We start from the raw sequence: 19,095 nt of genomic DNA, 5'->3' as shown, positions 1-19,095 counted from the left end.
AAACGAGTAGAAGTCCGCTCGTTTCCATATTGTTACCTATATTGTATAGGCAAACGCCCAACTTCTTGATATTCAATCAAAGTCCAAATTAGAGCGAGTTAATCTTTTTAATATGAAACGAACAAGACTTTTGTTATTGCCTTTGCTGGCTTCCGTCCTGATAGCCATACCTATACAAACTATGGCACAGGGACAGGATGCAAGTTACAACTGGGTGGGCAATTCCATCTCTGACTTCATAAATAGCGGCGATACGGATATGTCCACAGTATATCTTTACAATGTGGGGACTGGGAAATACCTCAACATAGGTTCTAACTGGGGCACCAGCGTTTCGGCATACGCGGTTGGTATGCCTGTCATACTTACAGCTAATGCTGATGGGACTTATCAAATACAAGGTAGTTTGACAACTTCCGATGGGAAGTATCTGGGCTTCCCCAATCCCCCAAGTATGCCAACAACGCAAAATCAGCCGGACTGGGACCGCGTTTACAGCGACCGAACCTCAGCTAACGCCAACATCAACTGGACTATTACGGAAACCAGTAGCGGGAGTAAGACTTATACACTCTATTGTTACAATGGTAGCGACGCGGTTATGGGCGGCAATCGCTATCTGATTGTTTCCAACAAGCAGTCGTCATCGAACCGATTGGATTTGGTTTACCCGACATCAACTGGCGGATACGAAGCGAATGCCGAGTGGAAGTTCGTCACATTGAAAGACATGAAAGACGCTTTCAAGGCACAATTTGCCTCCAATGAGTCACCAGCCGACGCTACATTTTTGGTTGACGACCAGGATATGAACCGAAGCAACAGAAAGGTTGGCGAATGGCAGGCTTCAGGATTTAATTACAGCATGAACTCCTCATATTCCTTCGACCAGGGAGCGAGCTATACCTATTATGTAGGCATGGGCAACAAATGGACTGCTAACGACGACTATCAGCGCCAATATGGAAGCTATTGGATTGGCTCTATCAGGAACCTGGGCAACGACAGCCATGCTAACGGAACTCTGACACAGGCTGTTACAGTATTAAAGAAAGGGTGGTACAAATTATCGTGCGACGGTTTTTGCAGCCCCGGTGCAGGTAGTAACATGAAGGCCTATCTGTTCGCCAATGCCGCAAACTCAACGGAAGGACGATCGAATGTGTCTGCTGAGTTGAATATCTTCGGCAACGACTTCACCTATACGGCTGCCGACCTTATAAAGGTGAATGTTGCCTCTGATGTGCCTAATGAGAGCCCTTACATCAAGGCCGCCAAACTCTTTGAAACAGGCGCATATAATAATTCCATCCTTGTTTATGTACCATCCGACAATACCAGGCTGAACATCGGAATCAAGGTAGAGAACTCTACAGAAGACCTCGACTGGACGGCCTTCGACAATTTCCAATTGAAATATTGCGGCGACAATGACATGGTACTCGACGAGGGACAGATCTCACTTGAGTACCTCTCCAAACAAGAACTCTCGCCCAGCAATGCTTACACGCTGATTCTGAAGCGCACTATGACACCCGGCCTGTGGAGTTCCATCACGCTTCCCGTAGCTCTCACGGCGGCGCAATTCAAGACCGCTTTTGGCGACCATGCCAAACTTGCCCGTCTGAAAGGACAGGACGAGGACATCCCCACACGCATTGATTTCGAATCAGTTGACCTTTCGGACGACGGCGCAACCGTCATAGTTCCGAGCCAGCTCTACATCATGCAGTCCACCCGTACTGCCAATGTAACGACTGGCAATTACAGCAAAGACCTCAACGACCATACCCAAATCACCGTTGCGGCACCCTATTTCACCATCAACAATGTGGTGCTTGCTTCCATGCCGGAGGCAACCTTTGCCGAGACCCCAAAAACAACAAGCACCGAGGCGGGCAGCATCCAGTTTTGCGGTACGCAAATCAACCAGACCGCAAACTTCGTCCCCGCCCAATCGTATGTGCTGGGCGGCAACAACGGAAAATGGTATCACACCACATCGGCACTTCCCATCAAGGGCTTCCGATGCTGGATTGCCACCAACACAAGCGGCGCAAGCCCCGCAAAGGCCGTGACCTTTGCCATAGACGGTAAAACAGAGGGCGAAGTAACTGCCATACAGGGGCAGGAGCTGGATGCACAGCCGGCTCGTACAGACGCAGCTGTTTACAACTTGCAGGGGCAGAAAGTGGCTTCCGATGCCTTAGACCTCGACCGCTTGCCAGCCGGTATTTATATTGTGAGCCACAGAAAAGTAGCGATTAAATAATTTTACAGAAATGAAAAGGAAATATATAAGACCAGAGATGGAAATGTTTTTCGTCAATATGGAACATTCGGTACTCATCACTTTTTCGCAGGTAGATAATGACGGTGACGGGAAGACCGACCAGCAGCCCATCATCGATGGCGACCCGGAGGGCGGCATCGGCGCCAAGCGGGGGTGGTTCTCCGATGATTTTGGTAACGGGGGTTACAATCCCTGGAAGGACTAATATCACATTGTGCCATACCTGCGATTGTGGAAAACCACAAAAGGGGATGCACCGCAGGGGTACGATTGCCCGAGAAACATGCCGATGAACGGTTGCAGGGAGAAGTCCTTGTCATCACCCGAAAATCGGCAATCGCACGGAACACCCTTGTATAAATGTATAAAGGAATGCCGCTTTTCTATCCAAAATTAAGGAAAAACATTCAATCATTTATAAGCTTTTATCCAATAATCCTTAATACAGGCCATTCAGCAGCTACGGATTACTACAAAAAAATGTAATTTTGCGGCTGAATATGAATAAACATGCGATACAAGGTCTGTCCATTGATATTGATCCTCTGAAGCGACAGCTGCGGGCGCTTGCGTCACAATATGAGACCGCGGCCTTTCTTGACAGCGATCCTTCGTGGTTGATGCACCAGGTTGAGGGCAGGGAAAATCAAGAGGTGATGGCTTTTCTGGCCTCCGTGCTCAGTTATGGCCGTCGGGATCTCTTCTTCCCAAAGTTGAAGTTGCTGCTTCAGGAGAGCGGGGGAGAGCCTTTCATCTGGCTGAGGGAGCGACAATACCGCACGATCTTTGCTGATGAGAGGCGATCGTTCTATCGGCTCTACAACAATGGGATGATGCTTCGGCTGTGCGACGTGCTCAGGGAAATGACGATTCTTTATGGGTCTATCGGCGATTTCGCCATGGCTTACGTCCGAAACCATACCGCCCTGAGCGTGCTTGAAGCCTTTGGTGACTTCTTTCTTGACCGTGGCATTAAAGGCATGGTACCGGCTCCCCATACGTCCGTTGCCAAGCGTCCTTGCATGTTCTTGCGGTGGATGGCAAGAGACGCTTCGCCCGTTGACCTCGGCCTATGGTCGGGCTTTATTGATAAGCGGACGCTGTTCATCCCCCTCGATACCCATGTCATGCAGCAGGCACGGCGGTTGGGGCTGATCACCGCCAAAACTGCTAACTGGCATGTCGTTGAACAGCTTACCGGCACCTTAAAACAGATTTTCCCCGACGATCCCGCCAAAGGCGATTTTGCACTTTTTGGCCTTGGTGTTGCCTCCGCGCCGTAAAGGTAATGCCATTACAGTGTAAAGGCGATGCGATTACAGTGTAACTAATCAACGAAAATGAAGAAAAGTCGAAGTTGGCGTAAACTAACTGATAATGAGTGAGAAATGGAACGATTTGCATGATGCTGCATTGTTTGTAAAAGGCAGAAAAGTACAGATTTAGGCAGAAGTTCAGTTACCAGAGTGTTACCTTGTTTTGATGTAGGTAACGATGGTGCAGTATTCGGTAACTGAATTATTTCCACTCGTGTGGTTGTTGCTTTGGTCGGCAGTTTTCTGCATAAGTGAGGAACGCTTTAATTCGGGTAACTTTACCCACAAATATTAAAGCGTATGAAAACAGAAAAGATGAAGGTGTTACTCTACCTTAAAAAGAGTGGTCTGGACAAGTCGGGCAAGGCTCCGATTATGGGACGTATTATCATAGGGCGTTCCATTGCCCAGTTCAGTTGTAAGCTTTCCTGTAATCCTGATTTGTGGAATTCACGTGAGAGCAGGATGGATGGTAAGAGCCGTGAAGCGGTGGAGATTAATGGGAGATTGGAGAATTTGTTGCTTTCCATTCAATCTGCCTATCAATCGTTGATTGCCAAAGGCCGGCCATTTGATGCAACCGATGTAAAAGAACTGTTTCAAGGTAGCATGCAAGCACGATGCAGGCTTGTTGAGAGGCTGGATATGCTTATCAAGGAGAAAGAGAGTCATATCGGTATAGACATCAAGGAAGGGTCTATGTCAGCCTATCACTCCACTCGAAAACGGTTGCAGGAGTTTATGCAGAAGAAGTATCATGTTTCGGATTTGGCTTTCTCGCAGTTGACAGAAAACTTTATCTATGAGTTGCAGGCGTTCTGTCTCGGTGAGCTTGGTCATCAGCAAAGCACATTTTTCAGAGTTGCAGCAGATTTGAAGACTGTCTGCAGGCTGGCTTATCGTGAGGGACTGGCTGATACGCTTCTGTTTGACAATGTCCATATAGAACGGGGGAACAAGAAAGCGCCCAAGGCACTCGACAAGGAAGCATTGGACAAACTCAAAGCACTCCGCTTTGATGAATTGGAAAAAGAAATGGAAACTGCTCGTGATGTGTTTCTCTTCGCCTGTTATACTGGTGCAGCCTATTGTGATTTGATGGAACTAAGCAAGAAGCATCTTGTTCGTGATGATGCAGGCAGTTTGTGGTTGAAGTTCAACAGACAAAAGACGGGCGTGCTTTGTCGTATCAAGTTATTGCCGGAAGCTGTTCGGTTAATAGAGAAAATGCACAGCGATGAAAGGGAAACACTGCTCCCCCATATCAAATATCCCACTTATCAGTCTTGTCTCAAAGCCTTGCGATTACGGGCAGGTATATCTTTTCCCTTTACCTCGCACACGGCGCGACATACGTTCGGCACGATGAGTCTGAGTGCCGGTATTCCCATTGAGAGCATTGCCAAGATGATGGGACACGCATCTATCGCCAGCACACAAATCTATGCGCAAGTAACCGACAATAAGATTTCGGAGGATATGGACAGACTGATTAGGAAATATCAAAAGGAGAAAGAAAAGGAGGAAGCGATATGAACGTCAATCACCATCAAACAAAAAGAGACCGCAGCTATTTTGAATGGGGAGACAATATGCAAATTGTTCGCAAGGGAAATGGCGATATGAGACCTCTGAAAAACCTGCACCCTCTCAATTTTCACCCATATACTATTAGAAGAATGAATATTTTTGACCAAAAGATGCCGTTGGAGGTTATTTTTGAGTAGATAATAATCTTTTATCGGTGTATTTTCATATTATCTGATACAATTTGACACAATAATCCCTGGTGTTCGGTACAAGTTGTAGGCAATGGATTCCATAATATGCTGCGCATGTGCTTTTGAAAGTCCAACGTATCTTGCTATTCCAGCACCAAACCATCTATGCATAGAACCAAAGGTACGTTCTACTTTGTAGCGTGTCTTACTTATCGCAACGTTGATACGCTGCTGCCTTTCTGTAATTTCATGTCCTCTTGTTCCTTTATGCATGATACGACTTTTGAGTTTCATACGTTTGAGGGTTTCTTTGTTCTCCATCGAGTCATATCCTTTATCGGCATAGACAAGTGCTTTCCGTGGCAATTTAGCTTTCTTCAGGGGTGTTTCTAAGTGTTTCATATCACTTTCATTGGCAGCTGTCGTTTCCTCGGCAAGCACCAATCCGTTTTCATCCGTTACCGTGTGACGCTTGTAACCGAAGTGGAGCTTTCCCATCTTCTTTACCCAACGGGCTTCTGTGTCTACGTTAGGCTTGACAACTTCTTTGAGCATGGCTTTCTCCGAAGCCTCCATGTTCTCATCCTCTTTTCTATCCTCAACGACCTCATAGCTCTTACCTCCGCGGGGGCGTATTCGTAATGCTGGCATCAATAATGGCGCCACGCTTTACAATGATTCCTTTAGCTTCCAATTGCCTATTAAACTCCTCAAGAAGCGTATCATACAAATCCGCTTCAACAAGAATGTTGCGAAAACGGCACACAGTAGTACTATCAGGAACAATATCTTCCATGCCAAGACCTGCAAAGCGACTAAAAGACAGGCGGTCGTTAACCTGATCTTCAACTTCTCCGTCACTCAGACCATACCAGGTGCGGAGTAATTCAATCTTGAATAAAACAAGGCTGTCATAGCTGGGCCGGCCAGTAGACTTATAGCCTTTTGTATAAGCCACTTCTATTATAGCACGAATAGGTGCCCAATCAATGATTGTATTTATTTGTGAAAATAATGTCTGCTTGACCTTTCTTTGTCCAAGGAATAGGTCAGCAAAACTGGGAGAGGATAACTTCTGTTTCATACCATAAAGGTACAAAAAATATTTAAGAAAGACAAATTATAGGAAGAGTTTTGCAGAGGTCTCGATATAGCCATGACGGAGAGTGAACTCGTGGGGTTTTTCGGTGTAACGTGGAAGAAACTCAATTATCACCTGCAACTGCTTCTGAAAACATCTCATCTGCACCCTGACGAAAGGGATGCTGGTGAGGAAGAAATTTTTGTGAACGGAAGAGCAAAAGGCTATGCGCGAGAGTGTAAAAAGAAAGAGGTTATCCAAAAACCGGACAACCTCTTTTATGAATTTTCATTTGTGGTGCCATCATGAATCGTAATCTCTTCCCAAGTAGCTCAATATCATTACTTTTCAGAATCACCCTAACAGTATTCTCCTCTTATTGCTCTACCGTCAGACTTCTGCGTTTTGCACATCGTGGAAGCAGATGATTTCTTGATACAAATTAAAAAAAATATTTTGAACTATTGCCATCATTGTCTTTCAATTTTTTGATTTCCTTATCAAAATCGCTTTCAAGCAAATCCATTTCGCGTTTGCGATAGATGGCAAACTCCTTTTCTGCTTTTTCAATCGCCTGTTTATGCGAAATGTTTCCCTTGCCAATCAAAACCTTCCGTTTATGAGCAATAATCTGGTTATCCAATGCTTCTATCCAATCTTTCATTGTCATGGGATTCATTTCCAATGCTTGGAACTCTGCAAAATCCAAGAACCCGGAAACAAGCAGATTCAAACGTTGGAGTTCAATCTCAGACAGGTAGTTTTTAGCGATTTTCACATCGTCCTTAGTTACATAGTAATCTTTGAAGTTTGTCATGCCGACAAACGGCTTTTCATTGTCCACCCGATTGTAGATAACTTCCGCGGCCGTATTCTCATGAACTGCATAGTGCAACTTGTTTTGCACGGTAGCAAAGAACATCTTTGTCATCTCGTCACGAGGATCATAGTCTGTGGCTGTGGCGTAAATATCTGTAATTTGTTGGTAGAAGTTGCGCTCACTGCTACGAATATCCCTAATACGTTGCAATAATTCACGGAAGTAGCGGTTGCCTCCTTGTTTCAACCGCTCATCGTCCATAGTGAATCCCTTTTGAATGTATTCGTGAAGCCGCTGTGTTGCCCAGCGACGGAAACGAGTAGCCACTTGCGATTGAATACGATAGCCAAGGGCAATTATCATATCAAGATTATAGTGGTCAATGTTACGTTTTACCTGACGATTTCCCTCTTGTCGAACTAACAAGAATTTCTTGTTAGTTGCTTCTATGGCAAGTTCTCCGTCCTTATATATATTGTCCACATGTTGGCTAATGTTTTGTTGTGTAGTGCAATAAATTTCCGCCAACTGATTCTGTGTAAGCCACAGATCTTTATCAGCAAAACGTACCGATACACGAGTTATTTCGTTATCGTCCTGATAGAGTATTATCTTATTCTCATCAATCATAATTAATGATTATCTTTTTTCTTTGAATTTGATCGGTAAAGGCTATCGGTGATTACTCCTCTAAATATATCTTCATTAAGAAATTCCAAGACGCGATTCAAATCTGCAACATTATTAGTTAGTAATACTAATTCATTGTTTTCGTTGATTTGTGCGTTTACTCCATATTTCCTTAAAAGACTAGTTCTTGTTCGAGATGCCTTTCTCATAAAAGTTGCAATATTATCTGTATTGGATAATAATTTTATAAGTCGACGAGTCTTTATATTCGCAATATGTTTTATGTTTTCTGTACTTACATTGATGCCTTCTATCTCTCCAAAGGATTCAATTTCAGTATTTGTGGCTTCGGTGATGAAATCTATTAATGAGAATATCTGATTTGCAATTGTATAATTCTGGAAATACAACTTCCCATCCTCGTATATAGCATGAACTTTATCCTCAACAATAAAAGCTGTGTTATTCATTTTAGTAAATACGTTCCCATGCTCAAACTGTAAGACCATTTTACGTTGTAACATATTCTTCTTGTTAAAAACCTGAAAATAAATTTTCCCGTCATCGTAATAAAATATACTTTTAGGTATGTCCTCATTTATATTATATTCGGACATGTCAGCTTGATTATCTGGTATATGAATAAAATCTTCTGGTAAGTTATAATTGACATACGTAATATTTTCCCCATTTCGGCTTACGATATTACCATCAAATACATCCTCTTCTATACCTTCAGGTTTTAATATAGCACCTCCGTTTATAAAGAGATTTCTAACATCGGTTACAATCTCTTCTTTTAGAGATATATACTTTACAGTATTGTCGTGCATCAATGCGTAAAATTGGCTCATAGTTATTTGTCATTAATGATTAGACCCATATAATCTGTCAACTCAACAAACGTTTTGATTTCATTCTTATTTCTAATACATTTTTTGGAAATAAGAATATATGTGTTTTCTTCCGTTTTTACCTCATAATAACGATATCCCCATATTGAACACAATAAATTATAGTTATTGTTATTATAACTTGCAATTGCAATAAAACAACACTGAAGTATTATACACACAAATAATACCATAAAATCAAGTCTGTCAGCAAATATAGTCAGCCAAGGAATTATTGATGATATTACCTGTTCAGCACTGTTTTGAGACAGATTTGAATAAAACTGTGCCTTAATCGTTTTTCCTTTCCCACATTTACAAGATTTTTTGCGAAGGAATATCTTAATGCCAATAAGGCATATTAGCATAAATGCAAAACTTATATTTATGCTCCACCATTCAAAACTATTAGGGATTATGTTATTTTCTAGCAGCTTATTCCAATATTGAAAATAATTCTTACTATCCTTTATGATGCCAATTAATCCAAGTGACAAGAATACTGGTGCCGTTACCGTAGCTGTAAACAAAAATTTAGGAACAAAACTTACCATGTTGTATCGCCAGTTATTTAAAAGATGAAAATAATTTATTTATCTCCTCTTCTGTTTCAAATATGGGTGTTGCTCCATACTCACCATTGAGGTAACTATTTTGGAGCATCTTATCAAAACGCACATTATACGAACCATCCATCCTTCCAAATGAACTAATTCCTTTATTATCTTTTTTCATCAACCATATTTCATCCCTTCTGAATATTTTTTGACTCATTAAGGAACTCTCATGAGTGGTAAAAATGAGTTGACTGAACACATCTTTTGAATACTTATAAAACAATATAATTATTTGCTGAATAAGTGAAGGATGTAAACTACGTTCCATTTCATCAACAACAAAAACTTTTCCCCCTTGAATCAAATCCAAGATAAGTGGAATATAATCAAATAAACGTTTTGTACCATCACTCTCATCGCCAAGAGAGAAAAATTCTACATCTGTATCATCGATTTTTTTATGAACGGTCATTAATTTTTTGGCTTTAATTTCGCCATTAATCAAGTTGATTAAATACAAATTATCATCAAAATGTAATGCTCCAAAAGCCTCGTCGGTATTGGATTTTGACAAATCTGTTTTTATTGCACGTTGTAAATCCTGAGAAATTCCAAGCTTTTCAAATTGTACTTCAATTAATTTTACGCCATCAACTCCTGTATTGAAGTACCTTAAAAGTGCCCCGAAACCGCGTTTGAGGTCGTCATCATCCGCCGCTTTAAGTAGCACACCCTGCTTGTACGGTGTATCAGGAAATATAATTTTTAGAGAGTTTACAAACCAGTTAATAACAATATCCAAATCTTCAATATTTGATACATTCTCATGAATGTTACGACTCATAACCTCATGAAGAAACAATTGCCTTTGTGGCGTTGCCTTTGCTAGGAAAGACAAGAACTGTGATTCTTCTTCTTTGGGATTGAGTTTAAGAAGATATGAAATTTCGAATTTCGATTTTTCTGTTTCCCTTTCAAAAATAACGCTGTCGCTGTTTTTGTTTATTTGTTTTAGCCATTCCGTACTTATCTGCTCTGCATTGTAGCTAAACCCATATTCATACTTTTTGTTACCACAGAGCATACGATAAATAATAGTTGTATCCTTTTTTTATTTTCGGAACTCAACCGAAAAGGGTAGAAGTCTATTAAGTCACCTGTTCTTGTCCCTCTTAAAACAAGTTTTTTCCCTAAGTCAATTGCTTTGACGAAATTACTTTTTCCGCCAGCATTTGCTCCAAACATTGCAGCAGACTTTAATACCCACTGTCCTTTAATGGGTTCTATCTTATGCTCTTTTTTCAAAGTACCCTTGCTGGGTTGAAGAGAAAAGATTTCCCTGTTTTTAAATGAGAGGAAATTCTCAACTATAAATTGCTGTAACATATACTATCTCATTGATTATACAATAAACTTGTGCAAATATAGAGATAAATTCTCAATAAAACAAAATAATTCGATGCAAATCCAGCTTTTTATACTATAAAATGAGTTTTTTTCACATTTGCTCTTGTTTAAAGAGAAAAAGTTCATATCTTTGCTGCGTCAATTCGAAATTAAGACCCTGGATAATGGACCAGAGAGTTGACAATCTTTATTATGAGTGACTTTTACTACGTAAACAAAATTGCCCAGCCTACGGGGGAACATGAAGTTCATGCATCGAGTTGTAGATATTTGCCATCGGTAGAAAACCGAATTTGTTTAGGTTTCTTTGCAAATGGCAAGGATGCTGTAAGAGAGGCAAAGAAACACTATAGCAATGTTGACGGATGTTTCTTTTGCTGCCCTGAGGCACATACAAGGTAAACACTTGATGGAATGAACGGTGAATGGTATGCAACACCTAAGTGTACCGTAGCGGAAACGGAAGATTACCGCATAGTATTAACTAAAAAAATCAAAAGATGGCTAAGACAATAGAAAAAGGAAGAAGTGCTAAAACGGGGCAATTTGTATCTATCGAATATGCACAAAAGCACCCGAGCACAACTGTAGTAGAAAAGGTCAAAGTTGGCCCGACAAAGCACAGGAAGTAATTTTGAAGCTTTAGGATGTGAGGGTGTGCCTATTTTGACACACCCTCATTATATATTCCATATCAACAGGCAGATGATAAAGGCATATGTCGGCCAGATATATCGATGTTCCGTGCAGTCTGCCAAAGGCTCATTCGTTGTAATCCCTTTGAAAATGCCAAGTACGAGAAAACGGAACAGAAGATACGCTTTCTGCAAAAGAACGATGTGGCCAGACTCATGGTTTTGAAAGTAAACGACAAGGAAGCAGAACGGGCAAGGCTGATGTTCATCTTCGCTTGCTTTACAGGTTTAGCTATTGCCGACATGGAATGCCTGCAATATGGACATATCCAAACGGCAGCGGACGGGCAGAAGTATATCCGTAAGGAACGGCAGAAGACAAAGGTGGAGTTTGTCGTGCCCCTGCATCCGATAGCCGAAGTCATTATCAAACATTGCAAGGCCGAACAAGAGAGAAACGGAGGAGGGCAATCGGTGAAAGAAGAAGGTAAAACTGAAACAATGACAGATAACCTTGTCTTTCCCTGTGATTGCAGCCGAAGTGTAATGAGTGCAAAGCTAAGCATCGTGGGCAAAGCTTGCGGCATTAGAGAAAGGTTATCCTACCATATGGCAAGGCATACGTTCGGCACGATGAGTCTGAGTGCAGGTATTCCCATTGAGAGCATTGCCAAGATGATGGGACACGCATCTATCGCCAGCACACAAATCTATGCGCAAGTAACTGACAATAAGATTTCAGAGGATATGGACAGGCTGATTAGGAAATATCAAAAGGAGGAAGCGATATGAACGTCAATCATCATCAAGCAAAAAGAGACCGCAGCTATTTTGAATGGAGCGACAATATACAAATCGTTCGCAAGGGAAATGGCGATATAGCCATGACGGAGAGTGAACTCGTAGATTTCTTCGGTGTAACATGGAAGAAACTCAATTATCACCTGCAACTGCTTCTGAAAACATCTCATCTGTACCCTGACGAAAGGAATGCAGGTGAGGAAGAAGTTTTTGTGAACGGACGACCAAAAGGCTATACACCGCTTTATCCGCTTTCAATCATCATTGCCTTGTCTTATCAGTTGGACAGCACGGAAGCCTATCTGTTCAGAAAGTACATTTGCAGGGAAAAATGCCGCCCGGCAAACATCATAACACCGATATTCTTAACCGACAAGACGAATAGCTGAAACATTTCTTTCTCTTTCACCGATATTATCTTACTACATAACTACAAAGAGAGGGAATACGGTGAAAGGAAAAGGTTAAGCGTGTAGTCAGGAAGTAGAAATCGCTATTACTACAGTCTGACTACACGCTACCATCTTCTTGCAGGTTTTTCACAGCAAAAACAGAAAACATCGTTTGTTTCTTGTGATTTAACTTTGTCTTCTTACATTACAACTTCATTTTGAGTATCGGAAAAGAGCACCAAGTGTATAGTGCGAACTTTTATTTCAACAACTTCGTTGCTAGTTTGTAAGTAAACAGAACTTTTGAATTAGACAAGTCCCATGTTTGGACTTCGCTTTGAACCAACTCTGCATGCTTCTTGCTTATATCCCTTAAAGCATTTCCTACGGATTTCCGAAGATATTCGCTCTCGTGTGCCTTGTGCTTGCTGATTAGCGCAATGGCAACCGCTGGATTCTCTTTGAAGAACGGACGACTTGTCCAAATTCTCAACCCCTCTGTTACCGCACGGATTACATTCGGATTACCGTCATTTATCCACTCTTCGATGAGTGGCAAAGACGCTTCATATCCACTGTGTTTGCAGACCTCATCAAAAGCCTTTGCAAGCATTTCCTGCACACGCCAATTTTCGTCGGTGCTTACTTGTTCTTTCAGAAAACGAAGTGCATCATTATTCGTTGTTGCCAATCTGCCCAATATCGTTGTCGCCAACATTCGGGCTTGATAGGCTTCGTGCTCAAACAACGTGAGGGCAAGTTCAAAACATTGTTCCTTTGAGTATGCCGAAAACACCTCATCAGCCCCACCAAGAATATGCTGAAAACCGTGTTCGATTTCTAAAATCCTACTTAAAATATTATCTACATTCATACTTAAACAACTGTTTCTTTTTAACAATCGCTGCGACAGGCTTAACCCGTCGCAGCCAAGTAATCAGGAACTGGATATTTTACGGATTTACGTTTCCTCCGCCACCACCTACGGTTTAGGCTTCGCCGTTTTCTTCGCCGGTGCTTCCACACGTTCATAGCTTACACCCGAGAGCGTGAAGTACTTCTTCGAGGGAGATAGGCGGACAACGGGCTTGGTGATGTGGATGTTGGGGTTGAACTCCGTCTTACCCTTCTCCACGATTTTGCTCTGGAAAGATGGCGTGAGCGTACCGATGTCGCCAAACTCTACGATGTCGCCGTTTTCCACATGTAGTTTCGCAATTTCGGCGGCAAGTCGCAGTACGGCTTCTACTTCGGCACCGGTGAATGTCGTTGCGTGTCCCACCTCGTCACAGAAACTGCGATGGTCGATGCGTTTGCGCCCTGTGGGGCGTGCCTGAAGCACTGTTTTTCCTGCCATCGCTCCGATGGTTGCCTTGCGCTCGGTGAGCGTGTAGGCTAAAGGTCTGTTTGCCATGGTTTGTTTGGTTTTTAGTTTTGCTCCTCTGTTTTGTTGCTTTACCGTCCGTCAAGGCTAGGGGCTTTTCCTTGTCGGCTGGCATACTTTTAGGCTTTCACGGACAAAGATACAAAAATATGATGTCATTTCCAATAAAATATGACGCCATATTTGCGAGAATATGACGTCTGTTTTTTCAGTCTTTCCAAAACCACCAGTTAAGTTTTTCCTCTTCCCGATGCTCTGGCGGTGTCTGTGCAAAATAAACCGCACATCTGAAAGCATACAGCACACAACGGTCTTGCACCACTCTGGCATAGTCGTTGGACAAAGTAAAGAGAACTTCGGGGTCTTTGCCTTTCAAGTCGTCAATGGAGGTTATCCCTATATTCCATAAGTCGGTTGCAAGCGATTTCCCTATTCCGGGTATTATCGTCAGTTCCTTAATGGTCTGCTCTTTGGTCATTGCGTCTGACGAATTACATGACAAGGTTGCCCTCATTGTCAATCTTCCAAAAAGGATTGTAGGCTACCTCGAACACATAGCCGTCCAAATCCTTGAAATAGCCGCTGTAACCGCCCCAGAACACTTTTTGCGCAGGCTTTACAATGGTTGCCCCGAACCGTTCGGCTTCCTGCATCACTGCATTGACTTCTTCCTCCGATGTGGCATTATAGCTGATTGTCATGCCCGAAAAGGATGCCTGCTGATAATTCAGCGTTGTGTCTTTTTCCAATTCTTGTAGTGGATATAATCCTAAAACTATCCCACCCAAAGGAAACAATGCGTAGGCTTCCTGACTTTGTTGCGATTTCTTCCAGCCTAAGCCCTCGTAGAAAGCCAATGCCTTTTGAAAGTCTTTTACTCCCAATGTGATTAAAGTGAATTTCTGTCTCATAAGTTGTACATTATAGAATTTGCCCAAAGTTACTCATTTATAGGGAGGAAGGCAAAGAAAACGGCAAAAAACATCTCTTGCAAATGCTTTATCTCCGATAATTCTCCTTCAAAATTCGCTGTAGGTCAGACAATCGGTAAAGTATCTTCCCTGCAATCTGCGTGTAGGGGATAACCTTTCGGTCGCGATAGTCCTGCAAGGTACGGGGACTGATATACAGCCGCTCGCACACTTCCTTACCCGTAAGGAAAAGTTCTCCGGAAAAGATCGGCTTGTGCGTTTCTGCCACTTCCACAATTCTTTTTTCCACACCTCTTAGCGCCGAGACAACCAGCTGCATCTCGTCGCTTTCCATGTTCAAATCTTTTGCCATTTCCATCATATTCTGTTGTTTTTAGGTTTGTCTGTTTTTGCAAGGAGCAGCTGTTCCACATCCTCACGTTTGTAATAGCACTTATGCCCAATTTGCGTAAACGGCAGTATGCCCGTATCGCGGTAATGCTGCAAGGTACGCTTGCTGATGTTCAGCAGCTTGCACACATCTCCGTTGTGCTGCCAATCGGTGTGTTTACTCTTTTCTCCGAATGCTTGGTGGCAACATTCTGCAAGGCTCAAGATTTCATCTCGCAGCTTTGCCCAATTGCTTTCTGTAATGACGTAATAGTTCATAATCTTATCTTGTTTTATTGTTTGTTGTTTCAGGTTCTTCCTGTTTACATCTGCAAAGATAATGGCGCATGTACGTCTCTCAAAGCAGCAGGGAACAGTAGGGAAGTATCGGGAACAATAGGGAAAAGAGCAATCCACTTCATCAGTTCGCATTTGCGTTTTCCTACCCCGTCTTTTTTCTTTCATTGCAAAATTAAGATAGGACATTTCTTATTCCATCACTTTTCATTCAACTGGCAGCTTGTGGCGCTATGGCAGGGACAAAAGAGACAGATTGCTATTCTCTCCATTACACAAATGAGGATAATAAGATAATCAAAGCAAAATACTACATCTGAAAGCAAACAACGACATCAATATTTCAGCCAACCTTTTCTTCTTACCATCCGATTTTTGCTTAATGAGGCAATAAATGCTCTTCTTTTTGACTTGCTTCTCTAAGAATTTAGCAGCAGACTGACGCAACATTATGCAAGAAGCTTCTGAATGCTTGGAAGTTACGCATTCTCACCCTAACTTCACTCTTGGAAACCAATTCAAGGAAATAATGAAAAGAGAAGTAGATGCAGGCAATATAAACGACAGGCGAGATCATAATCGCAGAGAGGCGGTTCACCTGTAATTATAGTAGCCAAATGTAGTAGAATGTGTAATATCTCCACATACTACTAACTATTGCTGATTATCAATCATTTATATTAAAATAGTATGTAGTAAGAAGAAAGATGAAAAAGTTTGGAGGAAAAAACTTTAGAAAAGAGGATTTCATTCTCAAAGACCTCAACGAGTATCATGTCAGCCGTGTTCGTAAGCAAACAGGAAAAGTTGGAGAAAACTCCAAAAACAAACAATAAACCCAAACAAGTCAAACTTAAAATAAGATAAAGTGATGAAAAAGGAAAAAAACACACAAGAAATGGATCGTTTCATCGAAGAATCTTTTGGTATAAGCCAAGCTCAAAGTTCAAGTGAAGAAACCATCGCCGAATTTCAGGCAAAGGGAATGAATTTTATTCAAAAGCAACAAGAGGTAGAACATGCCACGCCATCCGAACCTACACTGCACACAGAGAATGCAACCGTTCAACGGCGCATCAGTGCCAAGATGAGACGGGGAACGCTCGAAGCTTACAAACAGGCGTTCCTTGTTCCTACCAAATTGAACGACCGAAAGGCGGTTTATCTGAGCAGGGCGACACAAGAACGTGCGGACTTCATCGTCCGCAGGTTGGGTGACAAGCGCAGCAACCTCTCAAGTTTCGTGGAGAACATCGTGCGCCTCCATCTGGAGGAGTACGGTGAGGACATAGAGAAATGGAGGAGGTTATAAACCGCAGGAGGGGGGCGAGGGATGAATTTCAAAAGATTTATTTCCCGCTCTAATCCTACTATCGCATTAAAATATGATGTCATATTCTCGTAAATGAGACGTCATATTTGGGCAAATATGACATCATATTTTTAGCAAGCAGACATCTGAATGATGAGAACACCACGAACACAGTTAAACACAGAATGCACGGCATTCACTTTTCGGCTGCAAAACGCCTCGTGCGTAAATGGTCTTATCACTGACATTGCAAGACGTCAGTTTGTACCCACAAACTGCACTTGCTCCCCTTGCTAAGCCATCGGGGAGGTTAGACCGTAATCACTCCGTTCTCATCGGTCAGCCATCAGAAATTAAGCAAGATTGAAAACAGAGAAAAAAGAACTTTTATATGAACAGATACAATAGCAAGACTGCCCGATGGCAGCAGCAGGAGAAGAAAGAACTGCAGATAAACAAGACGGAGCCCATCAAGGTAAGATGTACCTTAGAGGAAAAGCAGCGTATCAAATCAAAGGCGGAAAGCACAGGGCGGAAGTTCTCAGATTACTGTCGCGAGATGCTTCGTAGTGGAGAGGTTATTTCTGTTCCCAAGATGACGGACAATGAAAAGGAAGCCATAGAGGTGTTGAGACGAACGGCCTACTTCTTTATACATATTTCCAACCTTATCAAGGTAAAGGATGATGCGTGGGTACTGATTACCCAAAGCCTTTCCTATTTGGCAAGGGAAGCATTTAAGCGTTTCTTTAATCCCAAATACTGTATTGAGGAAAGAGCAATTAAACTCTTAAATATGATGGAGAATGATAGGAAAATGTAAGGCTATTGCGCATGGTAGCAATGCACTGGAGTATATTTTCAGAGAGGGGAAACTCGGTAAAACGCTTCTCTTTCACAATCTCTGCGGCACTACGCCAAAGGAGATTTACGAGGAAATGAAGATGGTCAGCGATTACAATACACGTTGCAGGAACAAGTTCCTGCGTATCGAAATCGGCATTGCATCACAAGGTGAGAAAAGATTGAGCCTTGCATCCGTCCGTAACCTTGCATCAAACTTTGCAATACGCATGGGACTTGCCAACCATCAATGGGTGGCAGTAACGCACAAGGACACCGACAATATGCACATCCATATCATTGCCAATCGTATCAGCCTGTACAGAGAAGTCTATGATACTACTTTTGTAAGCAACAGGGCAGCAAGGGTAGCAGAAGATCTTAGCCGTAAGTATGGTATGACCATCGCAAAGGAAGTCAAGGCGAAAAGGCTGCATCAGAAGCCAAAAGCCAACCCAACGAGAGAACAAACAAAGCAGCAGGTACAAAAGATTTGCTATGCCTTGTTCAACAAATATAAAGGCACAGGCATCGCAGGGCATTCGATGTTCCTCTATGACCTCAGCAAGAGTGGTGTAACCATTGAACGTTTGAAAAACAAGCAGGGCAACGTGTATGGCTTGAAGTTCTCATACGCAGGACAATCGTTCAAGGCATCTGAAATCGGCAGGGAGTTCGGCTACCGTTCCTTGCAGAAGAACTTTGAGATAAGTAACAAGACAGAACCAAAGAAAACCACGACAATAGAAGATGAGTCGGCAAAGAACAAAACTCAATCCGATACAGGTTATCAACTTGTTCCTCCCAGCCGCTCCTATATACTATCTGCCAACACAAATGAAAGTTCATCTATTGCACAAGCAGTAGGTAATATGGCAAATACAGCCATAAATGCAGCCGAAGAAATCATTTCCGCAGCAGGCGGGTTCATCAACCCACAGACACATGGTGATGATTATGCCGAGACTGCATGGCAGCACAGGCTCAGAAACCAAGCCAAGAAAAAGAAGAAAAGAGGGAGAGGATTGTAACCACTTTTCTCTATTCCCAATCTCTATCCCAAAAACGAAGACAAAGCAAAAGAGAGAAATCTTCACCAAAAACGCTTGCTATTCAAAGCAAATGATTATCTTTGCAAATAGAATAACAAGCGTTCTTTGTTAATGCAGAAACCCGCGACTAAAAGCAGTTCGCTCGTTTCCAAATCGTTACCTGTTTAGTTTATGCAATAAGGTAACTTCTTTATTTTCAATTAGATACGTTTTGAAAATTATCTTGGCTTGTAAAGGCGATGCGATTACGGCGTAAAGGCAAACTTGATACCCTATCTTGAAATGATGGGTATAAAGGATATTACAGGTTCGTTAGATCATAAATGTAGATTTCCCCAGGTATTCATAAAGTACTGTTTC

General features: G+C 42.3%; 21 protein-coding genes and 4 pseudogenes. 13 read left to right on the top strand and 12 right to left on the bottom strand.

Annotated elements, in window-relative coordinates:
* The first annotated feature begins 181 nt into the window (after positions 1-181).
* From PREMU_RS07845 to PREMU_RS15385, 5 genes are all read left to right on the top strand, one after another.
* On the top strand, positions 182-2,272 hold the full coding sequence (locus tag PREMU_RS07845) for an adhesin (protein WP_223918579.1): 2,091 nt from the start codon (positions 182-184) through the stop codon (positions 2,270-2,272).
* Between the two features lie 10 nt (positions 2,273-2,282).
* Positions 2,283-2,498 carry a hypothetical protein gene (locus PREMU_RS07840; protein WP_007574391.1) on the top strand — a complete coding sequence of 72 codons (216 nt, stop codon included), beginning with the start codon at positions 2,283-2,285 and terminating at the stop codon, positions 2,496-2,498.
* 295 nt (positions 2,499-2,793) lie between these two features.
* The gene (locus tag PREMU_RS07835; RefSeq protein WP_007574389.1) at positions 2,794-3,576 is read left to right on the top strand and encodes a TIGR02757 family protein; all 783 of its coding nucleotides are present in this window, start codon (positions 2,794-2,796) and stop codon (positions 3,574-3,576) included.
* Between the two features lie 333 nt (positions 3,577-3,909).
* A complete protein-coding gene (locus PREMU_RS07830) occupies positions 3,910-5,145 on the top strand; it encodes a site-specific integrase (RefSeq protein WP_007574387.1) in 1,236 nt (411 codons plus the stop codon).
* On the top strand, positions 5,142-5,336 hold the full coding sequence (locus tag PREMU_RS15385) for a hypothetical protein (RefSeq protein ID WP_007574386.1): 195 nt from the start codon (positions 5,142-5,144) through the stop codon (positions 5,334-5,336). Before PREMU_RS07830 ends, PREMU_RS15385 begins: the two co-directional genes overlap by 4 nt.
* Before the next feature lie 30 nt (positions 5,337-5,366).
* Here the strand turns inward: PREMU_RS15385 and PREMU_RS07825 are convergent.
* Positions 5,367-6,414: pseudogene (locus PREMU_RS07825) on the bottom strand (IS5 family transposase).
* A 72-nt stretch (positions 6,415-6,486) separates the two neighbouring features.
* On the opposite strand from PREMU_RS07825, the gene PREMU_RS07820 reads away from it, so the two are divergent.
* Positions 6,487-6,720, top strand: coding sequence for a hypothetical protein (locus tag PREMU_RS07820; protein WP_040558144.1), 234 nt, complete (start codon positions 6,487-6,489; stop codon positions 6,718-6,720).
* A gap of 133 nt (positions 6,721-6,853) precedes the next feature.
* Here PREMU_RS07820 and PREMU_RS07815 read toward each other — a convergent pair whose 3' ends face one another.
* From PREMU_RS07815 to PREMU_RS15655, 5 genes are read right to left on the bottom strand one after another with little or no spacing between them, the layout of a single operon-like run.
* Positions 6,854-7,861: a virulence RhuM family protein gene (locus tag PREMU_RS07815; protein ID WP_007574383.1), complete on the bottom strand. Its 1,008-nt coding sequence runs from the start codon at positions 7,859-7,861 to the stop codon at positions 6,854-6,856.
* A 2-nt stretch (positions 7,862-7,863) separates the two neighbouring features.
* Positions 7,864-8,715: a hypothetical protein gene (locus PREMU_RS07810; protein ID WP_007574381.1), complete on the bottom strand. Its 852-nt coding sequence runs from the start codon at positions 8,713-8,715 to the stop codon at positions 7,864-7,866.
* Between the two features lie 2 nt (positions 8,716-8,717).
* Positions 8,718-9,308, bottom strand: a complete 591-nt coding sequence (locus tag PREMU_RS07805; protein ID WP_007574379.1) for a hypothetical protein — start codon at positions 9,306-9,308, stop codon at positions 8,718-8,720.
* A gap of 13 nt (positions 9,309-9,321) precedes the next feature.
* Positions 9,322-10,395, bottom strand: a complete 1,074-nt coding sequence (locus tag PREMU_RS07800) for an AAA family ATPase (RefSeq protein ID WP_223918578.1) — start codon at positions 10,393-10,395, stop codon at positions 9,322-9,324.
* Positions 10,338-10,697 carry an AAA family ATPase gene (locus PREMU_RS15655; RefSeq protein ID WP_223918577.1) on the bottom strand — a complete coding sequence of 120 codons (360 nt, stop codon included), beginning with the start codon at positions 10,695-10,697 and terminating at the stop codon, positions 10,338-10,340. Before PREMU_RS15655 ends, PREMU_RS07800 begins: the two co-directional genes overlap by 58 nt.
* Before the next feature lie 758 nt (positions 10,698-11,455).
* On the opposite strand from PREMU_RS15655, the pseudogene PREMU_RS07790 reads away from it, so the two are divergent.
* Positions 11,456-12,145: pseudogene (locus PREMU_RS07790) on the top strand (site-specific integrase); the annotation flags it as partial.
* A complete protein-coding gene (locus PREMU_RS07785) occupies positions 12,142-12,543 on the top strand; it encodes a hypothetical protein (protein WP_007574375.1) in 402 nt (133 codons plus the stop codon). The pseudogene PREMU_RS07790 and the gene PREMU_RS07785, both read left to right, overlap by 4 nt.
* A gap of 262 nt (positions 12,544-12,805) precedes the next feature.
* On the opposite strand, the gene PREMU_RS07780 is transcribed toward PREMU_RS07785, so the two are convergent.
* From PREMU_RS07780 to PREMU_RS07755, 6 genes are all read right to left on the bottom strand, one after another.
* Entirely contained in the window at positions 12,806-13,420 is a 615-nt protein-coding gene (locus PREMU_RS07780) for a DNA alkylation repair protein (RefSeq protein ID WP_007574374.1), read from the bottom strand.
* Positions 13,421-13,528: 108 nt separating this feature from the next.
* Complete coding sequence (locus PREMU_RS07775; protein ID WP_007574373.1) at positions 13,529-13,960, bottom strand: HU family DNA-binding protein; 432 nt, start codon at positions 13,958-13,960, stop codon at positions 13,529-13,531.
* A gap of 178 nt (positions 13,961-14,138) precedes the next feature.
* The gene (locus PREMU_RS07770) at positions 14,139-14,408 is read right to left on the bottom strand and encodes a helix-hairpin-helix domain-containing protein (RefSeq protein ID WP_007574372.1); all 270 of its coding nucleotides are present in this window, start codon (positions 14,406-14,408) and stop codon (positions 14,139-14,141) included.
* A gap of 13 nt (positions 14,409-14,421) precedes the next feature.
* Positions 14,422-14,841 (bottom strand): VOC family protein, encoded by a 420-nt coding sequence (locus PREMU_RS07765; RefSeq protein WP_007574371.1) that lies wholly within the window; start codon positions 14,839-14,841, stop codon positions 14,422-14,424.
* An 88-nt stretch (positions 14,842-14,929) separates the two neighbouring features.
* Positions 14,930-15,223 carry a helix-turn-helix domain-containing protein gene (locus PREMU_RS07760; RefSeq protein ID WP_040558141.1) on the bottom strand — a complete coding sequence of 98 codons (294 nt, stop codon included), beginning with the start codon at positions 15,221-15,223 and terminating at the stop codon, positions 14,930-14,932.
* On the bottom strand, positions 15,220-15,510 hold the full coding sequence (locus PREMU_RS07755) for a helix-turn-helix domain-containing protein (RefSeq protein ID WP_007574369.1): 291 nt from the start codon (positions 15,508-15,510) through the stop codon (positions 15,220-15,222). The genes PREMU_RS07760 and PREMU_RS07755 overlap by 4 nt, the downstream gene beginning before the upstream one ends.
* A 469-nt stretch (positions 15,511-15,979) precedes the next feature.
* Between PREMU_RS07755 and PREMU_RS16070 the strand changes: the two are divergent.
* The 5 genes and pseudogenes from PREMU_RS16070 to PREMU_RS07740 all read left to right on the top strand — a co-directional run.
* Positions 15,980-16,114, top strand: a pseudogene (locus tag PREMU_RS16070) (VapE domain-containing protein); the annotation flags it as partial.
* A gap of 169 nt (positions 16,115-16,283) precedes the next feature.
* Positions 16,284-16,395: pseudogene (locus PREMU_RS15975) on the top strand (toprim domain-containing protein); the annotation flags it as partial.
* Between the two features lie 4 nt (positions 16,396-16,399).
* Positions 16,400-16,840, top strand: coding sequence for a DUF3408 domain-containing protein (locus PREMU_RS07750; RefSeq protein ID WP_007574367.1), 441 nt, complete (start codon positions 16,400-16,402; stop codon positions 16,838-16,840).
* A gap of 391 nt (positions 16,841-17,231) precedes the next feature.
* The gene (locus PREMU_RS07745) at positions 17,232-17,663 is read left to right on the top strand and encodes a plasmid mobilization protein (RefSeq protein ID WP_007574365.1); all 432 of its coding nucleotides are present in this window, start codon (positions 17,232-17,234) and stop codon (positions 17,661-17,663) included.
* Complete coding sequence (locus PREMU_RS07740; RefSeq protein WP_007574364.1) at positions 17,647-18,714, top strand: relaxase/mobilization nuclease domain-containing protein; 1,068 nt, start codon at positions 17,647-17,649, stop codon at positions 18,712-18,714. The genes PREMU_RS07745 and PREMU_RS07740 overlap by 17 nt, the downstream gene beginning before the upstream one ends.
* Positions 18,715-19,095: the final 381 nt, after the last annotated feature.

It is taken from the genome of Hallella multisaccharivorax DSM 17128 (genome assembly GCF_000218235.1).
In the GTDB taxonomy this organism is placed as follows: domain Bacteria; phylum Bacteroidota; class Bacteroidia; order Bacteroidales; family Bacteroidaceae; genus Prevotella; species Prevotella multisaccharivorax.
Note: the sequence above shows the minus strand (reverse complement) of the source record. Positions and strands in the feature narration are given on the sequence as shown.

Excerpts from the sequence above, each read along its gene's own strand:
- PREMU_RS07845 (WP_223918579.1), top strand. The coding sequence starts at position 182 with ATGGCACAGGGACAGGATGCAAGTTACAACTGGGTGGGCAATTCCATC.
- PREMU_RS07840 (WP_007574391.1), top strand. The coding sequence starts at position 2,283 with ATGAAAAGGAAATATATAAGACCAGAGATGGAAATGTTTTTCGTCAAT.
- PREMU_RS07835 (WP_007574389.1), top strand. The coding sequence starts at position 2,794 with ATGAATAAACATGCGATACAAGGTCTGTCCATTGATATTGATCCTCTG.
- PREMU_RS07830 (WP_007574387.1), top strand. The coding sequence starts at position 3,910 with ATGAAAACAGAAAAGATGAAGGTGTTACTCTACCTTAAAAAGAGTGGT.
- PREMU_RS15385 (WP_007574386.1), top strand. The coding sequence starts at position 5,142 with ATGAACGTCAATCACCATCAAACAAAAAGAGACCGCAGCTATTTTGAA.
- PREMU_RS07820 (WP_040558144.1), top strand. The coding sequence starts at position 6,487 with ATGACGGAGAGTGAACTCGTGGGGTTTTTCGGTGTAACGTGGAAGAAA.
- PREMU_RS07815 (WP_007574383.1), bottom strand. The coding sequence starts at position 7,861 with ATGATTGATGAGAATAAGATAATACTCTATCAGGACGATAACGAAATA.
- PREMU_RS07810 (WP_007574381.1), bottom strand. The coding sequence starts at position 8,715 with ATGAGCCAATTTTACGCATTGATGCACGACAATACTGTAAAGTATATA.
- PREMU_RS07805 (WP_007574379.1), bottom strand. The coding sequence starts at position 9,308 with ATGGTAAGTTTTGTTCCTAAATTTTTGTTTACAGCTACGGTAACGGCA.
- PREMU_RS07800 (WP_223918578.1), bottom strand. The coding sequence starts at position 10,395 with ATGCTCTGTGGTAACAAAAAGTATGAATATGGGTTTAGCTACAATGCA.
- PREMU_RS15655 (WP_223918577.1), bottom strand. The coding sequence starts at position 10,697 with ATGTTACAGCAATTTATAGTTGAGAATTTCCTCTCATTTAAAAACAGG.
- PREMU_RS07785 (WP_007574375.1), top strand. The coding sequence starts at position 12,142 with ATGAACGTCAATCATCATCAAGCAAAAAGAGACCGCAGCTATTTTGAA.
- PREMU_RS07780 (WP_007574374.1), bottom strand. The coding sequence starts at position 13,420 with ATGAATGTAGATAATATTTTAAGTAGGATTTTAGAAATCGAACACGGT.
- PREMU_RS07775 (WP_007574373.1), bottom strand. The coding sequence starts at position 13,960 with ATGGCAAACAGACCTTTAGCCTACACGCTCACCGAGCGCAAGGCAACC.
- PREMU_RS07770 (WP_007574372.1), bottom strand. The coding sequence starts at position 14,408 with ATGACCAAAGAGCAGACCATTAAGGAACTGACGATAATACCCGGAATA.
- PREMU_RS07765 (WP_007574371.1), bottom strand. The coding sequence starts at position 14,841 with ATGAGACAGAAATTCACTTTAATCACATTGGGAGTAAAAGACTTTCAA.
- PREMU_RS07760 (WP_040558141.1), bottom strand. The coding sequence starts at position 15,223 with ATGATGGAAATGGCAAAAGATTTGAACATGGAAAGCGACGAGATGCAG.
- PREMU_RS07755 (WP_007574369.1), bottom strand. The coding sequence starts at position 15,510 with ATGAACTATTACGTCATTACAGAAAGCAATTGGGCAAAGCTGCGAGAT.
- PREMU_RS07750 (WP_007574367.1), top strand. The coding sequence starts at position 16,400 with ATGAAAAAGGAAAAAAACACACAAGAAATGGATCGTTTCATCGAAGAA.
- PREMU_RS07745 (WP_007574365.1), top strand. The coding sequence starts at position 17,232 with ATGAACAGATACAATAGCAAGACTGCCCGATGGCAGCAGCAGGAGAAG.
- PREMU_RS07740 (WP_007574364.1), top strand. The coding sequence starts at position 17,647 with ATGATAGGAAAATGTAAGGCTATTGCGCATGGTAGCAATGCACTGGAG.